The sequence below is a fragment of the Pediococcus pentosaceus ATCC 25745 genome (genome assembly GCF_000014505.1).
Lineage (GTDB): Bacteria > Bacillota > Bacilli > Lactobacillales > Lactobacillaceae > Pediococcus > Pediococcus pentosaceus.
Window position 1 is genome coordinate 1,804,030 of the sequence record NC_008525.1, and the last position, 13,252, is coordinate 1,817,281.

11 protein-coding genes are annotated in these 13,252 nt (G+C 35.5%); 6 read left to right on the top strand and 5 right to left on the bottom strand.

Going from position 1 to position 13,252, the window contains the following annotated elements:
- Positions 1–34 precede the first annotated feature (34 nt).
- The 3 genes from PEPE_RS08860 to PEPE_RS08870 are packed head-to-tail and all read left to right on the top strand — an operon-like array spanning position 35 to position 1,888.
- Positions 35–355 (top strand): PadR family transcriptional regulator, encoded by a 321-nt coding sequence (locus PEPE_RS08860; RefSeq protein ID WP_002833836.1) that lies wholly within the window; start codon positions 35–37, stop codon positions 353–355.
- A complete protein-coding gene (locus PEPE_RS08865) occupies positions 348–968 on the top strand; it encodes a DUF1700 domain-containing protein (RefSeq protein ID WP_011673910.1) in 621 nt (206 codons plus the stop codon). Before PEPE_RS08860 ends, PEPE_RS08865 begins: the two co-directional genes overlap by 8 nt.
- Positions 968–1,888 (top strand): DUF4097 domain-containing protein, encoded by a 921-nt coding sequence (locus PEPE_RS08870; RefSeq protein WP_011673911.1) that lies wholly within the window; start codon positions 968–970, stop codon positions 1,886–1,888. Before PEPE_RS08865 ends, PEPE_RS08870 begins: the two co-directional genes overlap by 1 nt.
- Positions 1,889–1,919: 31 nt before the next feature.
- Here PEPE_RS08870 and PEPE_RS08875 read toward each other — a convergent pair whose 3' ends face one another.
- On the bottom strand, positions 1,920–2,993 hold the full coding sequence (locus tag PEPE_RS08875; RefSeq protein ID WP_011673912.1) for a S66 family peptidase: 1,074 nt from the start codon (positions 2,991–2,993) through the stop codon (positions 1,920–1,922).
- A gap of 205 nt (positions 2,994–3,198) precedes the next feature.
- On the opposite strand from PEPE_RS08875, the gene PEPE_RS08880 reads away from it, so the two are divergent.
- Positions 3,199–3,426, top strand: a complete 228-nt coding sequence (locus PEPE_RS08880; protein WP_011673913.1) for a DUF454 family protein — start codon at positions 3,199–3,201, stop codon at positions 3,424–3,426.
- Between the two features lie 26 nt (positions 3,427–3,452).
- On the opposite strand, the gene PEPE_RS08885 is transcribed toward PEPE_RS08880, so the two are convergent.
- Positions 3,453–4,073, bottom strand: coding sequence for an SAP domain-containing protein (locus PEPE_RS08885; RefSeq protein ID WP_011673914.1), 621 nt, complete (start codon positions 4,071–4,073; stop codon positions 3,453–3,455).
- Positions 4,074–4,197: 124 nt separating this feature from the next.
- Between PEPE_RS08885 and PEPE_RS08890 the strand changes: the two genes are divergently transcribed.
- Both PEPE_RS08890 and PEPE_RS08895 read left to right on the top strand, forming a co-directional pair.
- Entirely contained in the window at positions 4,198–4,392 is a 195-nt protein-coding gene (locus tag PEPE_RS08890) for a helix-turn-helix transcriptional regulator (protein WP_011673915.1), read from the top strand.
- Between the two features lie 14 nt (positions 4,393–4,406).
- Complete coding sequence (locus tag PEPE_RS08895; protein ID WP_011673916.1) at positions 4,407–4,847, top strand: hypothetical protein; 441 nt, start codon at positions 4,407–4,409, stop codon at positions 4,845–4,847.
- A 143-nt stretch (positions 4,848–4,990) separates the two neighbouring features.
- Here PEPE_RS08895 and rlmH read toward each other — a convergent pair whose 3' ends face one another.
- The 3 genes from rlmH to PEPE_RS08910 all read right to left on the bottom strand — a co-directional run bounded on the left by rlmH (position 4,991) and on the right by PEPE_RS08910 (position 13,245).
- Entirely contained in the window at positions 4,991–5,470 is a 480-nt protein-coding gene (gene rlmH / locus PEPE_RS08900) for a 23S rRNA (pseudouridine(1915)-N(3))-methyltransferase RlmH (RefSeq protein WP_011673917.1), read from the bottom strand.
- Between the two features lie 499 nt (positions 5,471–5,969).
- Positions 5,970–9,677 (bottom strand): helicase-exonuclease AddAB subunit AddA, encoded by a 3,708-nt coding sequence (addA, locus tag PEPE_RS08905; RefSeq protein WP_011673918.1) that lies wholly within the window; start codon positions 9,675–9,677, stop codon positions 5,970–5,972.
- Positions 9,667–13,245 carry a PD-(D/E)XK nuclease family protein gene (locus PEPE_RS08910; protein WP_011673919.1) on the bottom strand — a complete coding sequence of 1,193 codons (3,579 nt, stop codon included), beginning with the start codon at positions 13,243–13,245 and terminating at the stop codon, positions 9,667–9,669. The genes addA and PEPE_RS08910 overlap by 11 nt, the downstream gene beginning before the upstream one ends.
- Positions 13,246–13,252: the final 7 nt, after the last annotated feature.

The following is a 13,252-nucleotide window of genomic DNA, read 5'->3' on the forward strand; positions in this document are numbered from 1 at the left end:
ACTATATGAGATATAGTATTATGGAGGTGAGCATATGGCAATCCAAATTCCAACCGAATTGCTAGACGGTAGCGTTTTGGGAATATTAAATCATGGAGATTACTATGGTTATGCTCTGACACAGAAAGTTCAAGCAGACTTTCCGATTTCCGAATCAACCATGTATCCTGTCTTACGCCGTTTAAAAAAGAATAATTATTTAACAACCTATGATGAACCCTATCAAGGACGTAATCGAAGGTATTACAAGATAACTCAAGCAGGTAAAGTTCGTTTGGCTGAAATTCAAGCAGAATGGATTACCTTCAAAAATAGGATTGATAAACTAGTTTCAAGGGGTGATTTGAATGAATGATTACATTGAAGAATTAGAGTCCCATTTATCTCCGCTCACGCGCGCAGAACGGTCTGACGTGATTGAGTTTTATAGCGAATATTTACAAGATAGTGGCTTGGTAAGCTATCAACAAGCAGTTTCTTCATTAGGAACACCTAAACAATTAGCGCGGAAAATCTTAGCAGACTATTCTATTAAAGCTGGTGAACAATCTGAACCCGAATCGTCGGATTTTAAACGTCCACGGCAGGATGTTAAAACCATTTGGTTGATTATCCTGGCTATTTTCTCTACCCCTATTACAATTCCTCTAGCGCTAGGCTTATTTATGGCCATATTTGGTGTTATTTTTGGGATGGTTGTTGCAATTCTTGGAGTTGGATTGGCTTTCACTATCTTTGGCATTATCGCTATTATTATTTTTATTATTGGTCTAACTCTTTTGGCAACATCTTTTTGGACTGGTATTTATTACATCGGTTTTGGTTTGTTAGTGATTGGGATATATTTAATTTTAATTCCATTTATCCGATGGATATTAATGTTAATTCTTCACGGGACTTCCCTTTTCTTCAGATGGTTATACACCAAGATTGTCACAAGAAGAACAGAAAAAAGAGGTGATCGGTAATGAAAAAAACACTTATTTCGGGGATTATCATCACCATTTTAGGAGCCGTCCTTTTAGGATTAGGCATCTTACATCATGGCGATCATAATTTAATTTGGCATGATGGTGGATTCAAAATCGAAGATACTTCAATCAAACATGCTACCTTCAAAGAAGTTCATAATTTAAAAATTAACGCCGATGATGATGTTCAAATTAAGCCTTACGCTGGATCCCAAATTAAAGTCACTTATCGAGGAACCAATACCCTTGATTACCAAGCAACCAACCATCAACTTTCTATTAACGATAATTCAAGAAATGGTTTTACCTTTAATCTAGGACTTGGAAACTTTGCACCGTCTACGATTACTATTTATGTACCAAGTACTAGTAAACTTAACAAGTTAATTTGTAACACTAGTGGTACAGTTTCTATTACTGATTTGAACTTCAACCAAATCCATCTATCTTCAAATGAAGATGTTGATTTGCACAAAGTTAACGTTAAAGACGAACTCCAAGTTAGTGGTTACTCTGATTTAGAATTACGACAAGTTTCAGCAGCAAGTCTTGCTTATGATAGCAGTGATGGCGATGTTACTATTAATGACTCAAAATTCATTAAGGGCTCATCAAAAATTTTAACTTCAGATGGCGATCTTGAACTTAATGATTCTGACTTCAAACAGCTTAAGTTAGTTAGTGATGACGGCGATCTGAACTTAAATCGGCTTAGTATTTCAGAATCTTTAACCGGTCGTACTAGTGATGGTGATATTCATACTACTCTGAAGGATTCCCGTAATTTAGCAATTAATGCAGATAGCGACGACGGACACGTTAAAATTTTTGGTAAAAATACAAATTACTATCATCAAGGATTTCAGAAAACTCATTATTCTTTCACTAGTTCCGATGGCAATATCATCGTCAGATAATTAAAAATCCGCCTTTTAAAGGCGGATTTTTTTAGTTGAACAAGGATTCTTGGACTGTTAAAGTTCTTTCATCAAAATCGACGGTAGCTTCTAAATTGTAGGGTATTACTGTTCGGGGATAAGCATGCCCAAAATTTAAGTTAAACATAATTGGAGTTTGATAAATCGCTGTTACCTCAAGTAATATTTTTTGATATTCGTTAAAATAGATTTCATCTTGTGGCTTTCCAACAATTATAGCTGAAACTTTAGATATAATTCCAAACTGATCTAGGGTTTCTAATAATTTTCGATACTCTTTTGGCGTAGGCTTCTCTTCACTTGTTTCAATAAACAGAATTTTTCCTAACCATTTTTCGGGTTCAGGTAATAGGCCATATTTTTGAATAATAGCTGGTTGATCAGAGTGACCTTCACCTAAGACACATTTACCCAAACTATTCAAACAACCGCCGAATAATTTTCCTGTAACTTTCCCTTTTCCACGAAGTACAAGGTAACCATGTTTTTCATCATGTTTAACGCGTGGTGTGTTCAGTGCTTTTATCGAGAAATCGACCCGTTCATCATACCAAATTGGGCTAGATTTAATTTCGACTGGGTTTTCGTTTTTCAAATAGCTAGCAAAAGTTGCTCGTGTATAAGGCAACATCTGCCTATCTAGCTCGCCTAAATCATTCAATAGGTTTGGACCATAATACGTTATTAGCCCCAGTTTATTTAGCATTAAATGATTGATCGTCGTATCTGAAAAGCCCGTAAAAATTTTAGGATGCGCCTGAACTGCCCTAATAAATTCTTCATCTTCCATCAAATATGGCACTAAACGATAAGTATCATCTCCACCAATTGCACAAATAATTCCTTTAATATCGGCTGTCATAAAAGCTTGTTTGAGATCAGCAGCTCTGGCCTCTGGATGACATTTTAAGTATTCAATCCCTCGACAAGCATTTTTCATAATGATTGGTTGTAAACCAAATTCTTTTAGTCTTTGTATTCCTTGCTTCAATTCGTGTTCAGCAAAGCTCTCACCCAATACTCCACTGGATAGACTCACGATCGCTACTTTATCACCGCGTACTAGTGCCTTCGGTTTTTTCATCACCTCTCACCCCACTTTAACTTCATCTGAAGTTAAAATTATCAATCTTATTTTTCTGCCCGTATCATTCAAATATTTAGCGCCCATTATAAGCCAAATTGTCTAAAAATTCATTTAATATTCTTAAGTAACTTTAAAAGCTCATCCATTTTGCTCGTTTAGTTTACTAAAACATGCTAACTTATATCCTTAAGGAGATGACTAAATGACTTTCATAATCACACGATTTTTTTGGCTAACCTCTGCCTTCTTCAATACTGTCCTAGGAATAATCGGCTTAGCGCTACCAGTTATACCAGCTTCTCCATTCTTCATTCTCGCTTTAATCTCTGTAAAAAAAGCTTCACCTGAAACTCACCAACGTATCATTAAGACCCGACCATTTGTCTGGTTGCAAGGCAAATTTCCAATTGTGGGAAAATGGTTAGGATAAATAAAAAACGCCTAAAAAGGCGTTTTTTATTTGTTCATATAATTTGAAATATTTTTCTCATACTTTTGTACCAAACTAGCTTCAAATTTTTTATCGTTTTTAGAATTTTTAACTTTTTCCCATAGAATGGCCGCCACTTTTAATTTCTGATGATAATTCTGACTTTCTGAACTCTTACAGAAATCCCTCACAAAATTATTCCATTGATACGTTGCTTCTTCTGCTGTCTCCCTTAGTACATTACCTTGCCCAACCATCTCTTGATATCTTTCCAATAAATCACGCACAGTCATTTTGGTCTCACCGTTATGTTCAGCTTGTCGTTTAATAACGGCCATTTCTTTCTTAAATGAAAACTTTTCTTTACCAAAATATTCTGCGAAGAGTTTTCTTGCCTCTTGATTAAAACTAAATCCTTCTCCCAGAATCTTTGTTTCTAATGTGATTTTTGTCTTATTTCTACTAGTGGTATGTTTTCTATTTACTTTAATATCGCAGGCCGGAGTTCCAGATAAATATAACGTTAAGTATTTGTTTAACTCCGCTTTAGTCCCATAGGTCGGTAATCCGTAAACTTTACATAACTGTATTAATTCCGTCTTATAAAAATAAGTTTGCTCAAAATCTTTCAATGTAAGTACCATCATTAAACAACCTCCGATAAATAAATTATATCATTCATACCCTTTTTAAAATGTTTTATTGACTTAAAATGTAAAACATGTTTTACTTTAAATGTAAAAAACATTTTACACTTAGGAGGACGTTATTTTGGAAAATAGCATTGCGGTCCGGCGTAAAAAACTTAAATTATCTCAAGCCGAAGTCGCGCAACTTACTCACGTTACACGCCAAACTATCAACGCCATTGAGAACGATAAATACGATCCCTCCTTAGCGCTAACTTTCAATCTAGCGCATATCCTACAAACAACTGTAGATGAATTATTTGTATTTGAACAATAAGAGGAGGATTAACCATGACAAAATCTGCTCGTTTTATTCGTTTTAATTTTTGGGAACTCAATATACTTTTATTACTTCTTGCTCTTTTTTATGCAAATTTTCTTGGCATACTAGATATGTCGCAAATAACATTCGATATAGTCTACTTTATTTCTTTATTTGTGATTCAGATAACTTCAGCAACTTATCGTAAAAGGCTTCACATCAAGTCCAATAGCGCACTTGTTTTTGTTGAAGATGAACGTGAACGATCCATTATTTATAAAATTCACTCAATACTTTTATGTTTCTACACGGCCGCTGCATTCTTGTTATTGCTAGCAATTCCTCTAATTAATCTTTTTACTTTAGATATATATACTGCTCTGACTATCATTTCTGGGTGGCTTATCCTTATGGGTTTCTTGGGAAATATCATTTATTACAGTACCTGGCTTAGGTATTACCATAAATAATATTTAGCAAACAAAATAGTATTTTAAATTTCAGAGAATTTCTAACCTTACTGATGAAAAAAACATCATAATACATTAAATCCGTTCATAATTATGTTTAAACAAAAAACACTTACCAAGACAAACTTGGTAAGTGTTTTTGATTATTTATGATACGGACTTCCCGCCTGAATCATAAACGAACGATAAATTTGCTCAGTTAACACTAGTCGCATCAATTGGTGCGGTAGAGTAAAGCGCCCAAATGAAATGGCGGAATTAGAACGTTTCATTACTGCATCACTAAGACCTAACGAACCCCCGATCACAAATGTGATATCAGAGTTTCCATAAGTAGCTAATTTAGCCATCTCTGCTGATAATTCTTCAGAAGAGCGTTCTTTTCCTTTGATTTCTAGGGTAAAAACATAGTCTCGATCTTTAATTTTACCTAAAATACGTTCTCCTTCCTTAACTTTAACTTCATTCATTTGAGCATCGCTTAAACTTTCGGGTGCTTTTTCATCTGGAACTTCAATAATTTGGAACTTACAAAATTTTGACAATCTTTTCGAGTATTCTGCTATCCCCTGTTTCAAATATTTTTCTTTTAACTTTCCCACAACAATAATTTTAATATTCACTTCTTTTGCACATCCTTTTTTAAGTTATTAACAAAGTTATCCACAGGCTAATTTTTGCACTCACAACATATTGGGTCGAATTTATGTTCGGCACTACATTTGTGGATAAGATTTTGTCAACAGTTTTTTTAGTTATCCACAATTATTCAACTTAATTTTTGTTTCATTCCACACGCTTACATCGCCTACAAATAAGCGTTTTTATCAATATAAAATTATTATAAACTTTTTTATCCACAGTTATCAACACTGCCTGTGGATAACTTTTCGACAGGCCTTAAGGTTTATTTAATAACTTTTGTGTATAAATAGTTTCGTACTTTTTTAGTTATTAACAAAGTTATCCACAGTTATCCACATTTTTTTGCTCCGAAGTTCATCTGTAGTTAAAACGCGCTTCAGGATTATTCCCCATCTCTTAATCTAGTGGTCTCTTAAAACACTTTTTCGCAAAAAAACTGCAACTAATTTTGCCATATTAGATTAGTTGCAGCTTTTTTTATTGAATTTCTACTAGTCGTCCAATCGATAACAAATAAAGATATTTTTCATTAACTGGTCGTTTCAAAATGCTCCCTAAGGCTTGCGCGTATAAATTGACCTGCCCTTGGTATCGATTAATTACTTTTTCTATACCTTGTTCGACGCTCCCCGGAAGAACAAAATCGGTCTTGTAGTCTAATAAGATAACTCGATCTTCCATTTCGAAATATGCATCGATAATACCATGAATTAACACATCGTCATCACCTTTAACTTTAGGGAAAAGTCCCTTAGCCGGTAGTAATAGCGAAAAAGCTTCTTCCCGATGTACATTTTCTGGATGGTTGATCATTAGCTGTCCTAAATCACTATCAAAAAAGTCTAATATTGTTGAAATACGAATCCGGTTAGCAACTTGTTCATCCAACACTCGGTTCATTACTAACTCACCAATTTTATCTTTAATAATTGTTTCATTAATCGGTTGATTCAAATCTAATTGTTGCAAAATTAAATGCGTTGCGGTCCCTATTTCAGCTGCCTTAGGCTTTGTCGCTTCATTCATAAAACGCGGAGCCATTAAACTTTCCGTTACAAACCGATTTTGTGGTTTAATGTGTTGATCTGCATCGACCTCACTAAAATTCAATTCGAATTTATCAGGATCGTCAAAAACTCGCTTAATTTCAGATACTGACTGATAGGCGGTTGTCGTCGTTGCGGCTTCATCATGGTATTTGAAGTTCATAATTTGTTTAAACTTATCAACATCAGCTATATCATCAAAAGCGTTTAACTGCTGTAACTCAGGTATCTGCGCTGACTTTAAAGCTGTTAATCCTTGCTGATCCATTAACTCACTGCTATTAATAATCTTCAATTCTACATCCGGAATTAGTGTACCTTGCAATTTTCGGGTATTGTAATCTGCGTATTTTTCAACCACAGAAGGTACTCGCATAATTGCCATTCCAATCCAATCTAAAAAGTTACTTACTTTAGATCTAGCTTCCGCAGGAATCAACGTCTCGTCCGTGTCTACCGCTTCGGCCCACTTGTTCAAGGTGTCATCCGCAGAATTAACTGCTCCAGTGATAATTAGCTTTTGTTCTGCGCGCGTCAAGGCCACGTAGAGTACCCTCAATTTTTCGGCCAACGCCTTTTGCTTCTTAATTGAAATAATCCAATTCTTTTGGACTGTATCAATCTCTAACCGATGAATAAAGTCCTTCAATGTGATTCCCATTCCTGCGTCTCGATCAAGAACGTAACGTCCTTTCTCATCCATGGTATTGAATCCATGTTCGGCATCAATTAGGAATACAATTGGAAATTCTAGCCCTTTACTTCCGTGAATCGTCATTAATTTCACAGCTTTGACATCAGTAACTACTGGATTTTCAGCTAAATCCTTATTCTTATCTCGCATTTTTTCAACAAATCGAACAAATTGGAAGAGTCCCTTAAAACTAGACTCCTCATACCCTTTCGCCCGATCGTACAAAGCATGTAGATTATTTTGGCGCTGTGGCCCATCGGGCATTCCACCAACATAATCTAGATAACCTGTCTCATCATAAATTGCCCATAAGAGGTCCACCAAAGTTGATTGACGGGCTAATTTACTAAAATGATCTAACTGCTCTAAAAAGTGAGTTATTTTTGTTTTTAACTGCATTTGGAACTCATTATTAGAATCTAGCTTGGCCTCATTCAAGAAATAAAGTAGTGCCTCAAAGTAATGCCCATTTTTCTTTCCAATTCGTAAAAAGGCTAGTTCATTTTCCTTCAGCCCCACCATTGGCGACCTTAAAACTGCTGCCAATGGGATATCTTGATAGGGATTATCAATTATTTTCAATAACGCCATCATGATTGAAACTTCTGTGGTTTGGAAATAATCCTGGGCATTATTAACTTGAATGGGAATTCCATATTTCTTAAATGTATCAACAATCTCAAGGTTATTACTACCCGTTGAGTGTAGCAGAGCAATATCGCTATATTCTAAGTCCCGCATTTTTTGTTCTTTTTTATCATAAATCTGAGTATGATCCGCAAATAGTTTTTGAATACGTTGAGCAATCATCTGTAACTGACCGTCATTTTTGTTTGAGATAATTGGAGTAGCTTCTTTATCATTTATATCTGTTTGGCTGTCGTCATAAATCATTACCTCGGTGTTATTCTGAACTTCATCTGGGTAGTATTTTGCACCAAATTGCAATTGTGCATCATCATCGTACTCAATTTCTCCTACTTCAGTATCCATTACTTGGTTAAAAATTAAGTTAGTAAAATCATCGACATTTCGCATCGAACGGAAGTTTTCTGCTAAAATAATCCGTTCATCTGCTTGTTCTTCATCTTTAAACTGATTATTTTTACTAATAAACAAACTAGGATCGGCCATTCGGAATGCGTAAATAGACTGTTTTACATCCCCCACCATGAACATATTTCCTGGGTCTGGACTGGCAACTGACGTCAGAATCGTTTCCTGAAGCGGATTAATATCTTGGTATTCATCAACAATGACTTCATTAAATTTTTGTTGGAAGTCGCGTCTGATTGCTTGACCTTCTTCAGAATCATCTAAAACAATTTGTAACGCAAAATGTTCTAAGTCACTAAAATCTAAAGAACGGCGGGTTAGTTTTTCCTGTAAAAAGCGTTCCGCAAATTGGTTTTGTACTTCAATTAACTTCATCATTAAATCGTGAGCATCCTTGAAGACCGCAATCATTTGCTCACTAGATAATTTAAAGTATTTATCCGCAATTGTATTAAACTCATCTTTAAAGTCATTTCGAATTGATTTAGCGTATGCATTAAATTCTTGGACTTCTTCTTTTTTACCTCGTGGTAGTTGCGCGAACTTCATCTTGCTAACGGCTTGTTGTACATCATCCCAGCTACCATTTAAGCTGTCGATAATAGTTTTTAAATCATCAACTTCATTTTGAAATTTTTCAGCTGCATTTTTTAAAGGTTCTCCACCATTGATTGCTTGTTCTGTAAGATCTAGGTCTTTGCGATAAATTCTCATCAACTTTGTTTTTACTTCTGTTAAAAGCTGTTGGATAAACTCCATATCCATAACATTATCAGATGGAACTTCGTAATTTTTAGCAATCTGCTGTAACCAAGCTTGAGGGTCTGGATTAGCATTCGAAAACTCAAATAATTCTAAAATTAAATCTTGCAGCCCCTCATCCGAACGATCGCTTGAAAAATTACGCGTGAGGAGCGCAAATTTACCATCCTCATCCCTCTCGTATAATTCTTCCCGGAGATCCGCCCAGACACTTTCTTTCAATAACTCGCTTTCTGTTGGATCCATAATTCTAAACGTGGGATCTAGATCAATGATGTAATAATAGTTTCTAATTATCGACATACAAAATGCATGAAGTGTACTGATATTCGCGTTATTCAACTTATTGAGCTGCATTGAAAAATGATTTTGAAGTTCAATATCACTCACTTCATTAATCTTCTTCACAATCGCTGCTCGAATACGTTCCTTCATTTCACTGGCAGCAGCTTCCGTAAACGTTACTACTAATAGACGATCAACATCTTCACCATTAATAATTTTTTGGATTACACGTTCCACCAAAACGGAGGTTTTACCCGATCCTGCCGAAGCAGAGACTAAAATGTTGTGGCCGGAACTATTAATTGCTTGCTTCTGACTTAAGGTATACTCTCTATCTGCCATTCTTTTCCTGTTCCTCCCGAATCTGTTCCAGTACTTTATCTTTATCTAACTTTTCAATTATTCGATAATTATTCTCAGGTAACATCGCATCGAATTGCATGACATCTTTATAAGGAGAATATTCCATCACTGTTCTTCGATTAGGCCACTGTACCGGATTCATATCTAGCTCACCCTTGAAAATCTTTTCTCCAGCTTCACGTACCTTCAATTCTGCATGTTTAATCAAATTTTGAAGTTCATCTTCGCTTAAGATACTATTTTCACTAACCTTCGTTAAAGTTCCCTTAGTAGTAAATGCAATTGGAAATACATCGGACTTTCTGGTGTCTTCAATCGTCTTATCAATTTCCTTTATTAATTCCTCATCTTTCAATAAAAATCCATTTAGTGAGAATTTTTTGAATATGCTTTGGTTAAGTTGGTTAGCATCGCTGCCCTTCCACTCTTTTGATTTTAGAAGCGGGTACTGGAAAATCATATATAATGCGCTCGAAATTTCTGCTTTTGTAGCTGGGTCAATCTTTTCTTTATTACGCTGAACTACATCCAAGTACATTAACATTTGCATCGCTAACCCATAGTAAGCATCTGTGAAATCAAATTTACGGTTACTAGATTTGTAATCGACAATTCCTAAATAGTCCTTATCGCCAATTTCAATCTTATCAATACGGTCAATTTTACCGCGTACGTTAATTTCCTTGCCTTCTCCAACCTTAAAGTTCAATGCTGGCAATCCAGATTGCGAACCAATCTGACCAAATAATTGTTCCGATGCAATCGGACGCATTCGTGTGCGAGCCAGTTGTTTAAAGATTGCTTCGACCATCGCTTGCACCGTTCGATCTAGCTGTTTTCGCAAAAATCCCATCCGATAAGTTCCATTAAACTGGTCAAATTGTTGATCTTGCTCCATTTGTTGAACTAATCTTTTCGCAATTTGTTCAATCTGTTCTTGATTAACTTCATTGAAGTTCAGATTCTCAGTAGTAATCATTTTAATTAGTTTATCCATTGCTGCATGGAAATATTGCCCTGTATCAGCGGGGCTCAAATCCGATGTTTCCCGTTCTTGTAACTTCAACCCATATTTTAAAAAGTATGAATATTCATTTCGATAAAACTCTTCTAGCTTCGATACTGAAGCATAAATTGTATCGCCGTAAAGACCTTCCACAATTTCTGGTTTCAATTTTTCGGGGATATTTTTATATTCCAGACTGCTTAGTAACTGATCTGTTAAAGAACCCAATGTACTCTGTCTCAAAATTGTATAAATTAGATTCCAGCGTGGGTCTGCTTCACTTTTAGCTTCATGCATGGCTCTCGCATACTGAATTAAATGACTCAATGTACTTCGATTGGAACCAATAAATAGCTCGATAAATGGTGGATCCAGTCGAACCGGCTCAGTTGTAGGTCGACTTGGTAATGATTGGGCGATAATCCCAAAATGTTTACCAATCCGTTCTACGTAAGGCGAGATTTTTAATTCTACGCCATCATTTCCACTTTTTGGATAAGAGAAAATTAACTCATCTGAACCAATCATAAACGTTAGATAATTAAGGTATGGTTCTTGGCGCATCTGTCGATCATTACTAATTCTCAAAAATTGATCATCATCTAAGAACGGATCTATTTGATTTTTACCATCTTGATTCAAAAAATCATTATCTTGAATTTGTTCCGGCATTACTCGATCAGTAGCTCCGATGATAAATACAATTTTACGGTCAACCATCTGGACCATTCCACTTTCTGAAACTAGAATTTGATCTAGTGTAGATGGGATTTGCGAATAGGTTGCCCCTTCAAATCCCGCATTTAAAAGACCCATAAAATTATCTGGGTCAAATGGCTGATCTCCTAGAATATCGACAAATTCATCGAGCATCTGGATAAAAGTTTCCCAAGTTTGTTCGGGCTCAGCAGCTTTCGCCAAACGCCCTTCCTCAATCCATTGGTCTCGCCAAGCAAGTAAGCATTGATCAATTCCATTTTTAATTAAAAAGTCATACAAGGCCTTGGCTGCTTCCACACCAGTGGTTGCAGTAGAAAGTTGATTAAAAAATGGCACAACTGTTTCCGCTACATAATTTTTTACCGTATTAATTCGCTGATTAATTTCGATTTCTTCATCCGTTTGCTTCTCTTCGTCAATATCGTTAAAACGACTATATTTCCAATCTTTTTTCTGAAGCCATCGGTCTCCATAGATTCCTTGTTTTAAAACGTAATTTTCAGTAATATGCACACTCTTGAAGAAGTCCATCCCGTGCGGGTCATCCTCAGTTTCTGGAAATAACAGACCCGTTTTTAATAGACGCATTACATCTTCATAACGAAAATGATGTGCTCTAATATCAAACAAAGCGTTAATCAATTCTAGTAATGGATGATCTTTCATTGCAATTTGAAGATCATAAAAGATCGGAAGCTCCATTTGATCAAATATTGGCTTAATAATCGTTGAATAGTCACTCAAATGTCGGGTTAAAACTGAAAAATCTGAAAATTTTAAACTTGGATCTTTAGCCATTTTTTGGCGTATTAAAGTCGCCACATGTTCTACTTCTGCATAACGACTATTCGCTTGGAAAATCGTAACACATGCGTTATTTTCTTGTTTAGAACCTCCTACTTGACCTTCACTTGATTCGATCCAATATTTTTCTAATTTTAAAAGATCAGAATTAACTCTAACTCGGTGTAAACGAACTGGTTCTAGCGATTTCACCTTGTTTTCATGAGCCCACGCATTAAACTTGAAAATTATTTTTTCGTTTTCAAAAAACAAACTGTTTTCTGAAACTTTTTCATAAAGCGGAAATTTATCCATTATTAAATCAATAACGACATTTCCATTGGCCTTCATTAAGGCTTGAATTAGGCTCATTTCTTCAGCAGTAAAATTTGAAAAGCCACTAATTATAAAACTCTGACCACTCAGATCCATTTTAGATAATTCATCTGTTAAAGTATGCGTAATATCACTAGCATCAATGAAACGGCTTTGAATTTCTTCTTCATAAGCACTATAAATTATGCCTAGATCATGTAATTTAGCCTTAATATCCATCCCTGCATCGCTGTTTTCGGCAATATTTTCCGCAACTCGACCTAATTCGTCGGGCCCTACATTCCCTTGCTTGAATTCAGCTAACTGCGTTGCAATCTTCTGTACCAGCCCCAACTGAGCATCTATATTATGAAACAAGGTTAATTCATCTTGATGTTCTAAAATCACTCTATATAACAGCATATTAGAACTCGAGCTCGTTACGCGAGGATATTGGTAAATACTGCTATTTCGTAAGAAAAACCAGGCTAATCGGCTAATTGAAAGAATTTGAACATCCTTTTCTGCAAAAATATGACTCTTAACATCTCTTCTCTGTCGCAACTTTTGAAGTAATTGTATTTCGGATTGAAACTTGATGTGATTAGGAACCAAATAATATACTGGCTGACCGACGTTCTGTTGCTGAAGTTCAATTACCCTGTCGGCAATACCTTCTAAATGGTCAATACTTGCTGGTCCATACATAAATTGAAGTGGCATATTTTCT

Coding starts and splice junctions, on each gene's coding strand:
- PEPE_RS08910 (WP_011673919.1), bottom strand. CDS start 13,245: ATGCCACTTCAATTTATGTATGGACCAGCAAGTATTGACCATTTAGAA.
- PEPE_RS08885 (WP_011673914.1), bottom strand. CDS start 4,073: ATGATGGTACTTACATTGAAAGATTTTGAGCAAACTTATTTTTATAAG.
- PEPE_RS08870 (WP_011673911.1), top strand. CDS start 968: ATGAAAAAAACACTTATTTCGGGGATTATCATCACCATTTTAGGAGCC.
- PEPE_RS08875 (WP_011673912.1), bottom strand. CDS start 2,993: ATGAAAAAACCGAAGGCACTAGTACGCGGTGATAAAGTAGCGATCGTG.
- PEPE_RS08865 (WP_011673910.1), top strand. CDS start 348: ATGAATGATTACATTGAAGAATTAGAGTCCCATTTATCTCCGCTCACG.
- PEPE_RS08880 (WP_011673913.1), top strand. CDS start 3,199: ATGACTTTCATAATCACACGATTTTTTTGGCTAACCTCTGCCTTCTTC.
- addA (WP_011673918.1), bottom strand. CDS start 9,677: ATGGCAGATAGAGAGTATACCTTAAGTCAGAAGCAAGCAATTAATAGT.
- PEPE_RS08860 (WP_002833836.1), top strand. CDS start 35: ATGGCAATCCAAATTCCAACCGAATTGCTAGACGGTAGCGTTTTGGGA.
- PEPE_RS08895 (WP_011673916.1), top strand. CDS start 4,407: ATGACAAAATCTGCTCGTTTTATTCGTTTTAATTTTTGGGAACTCAAT.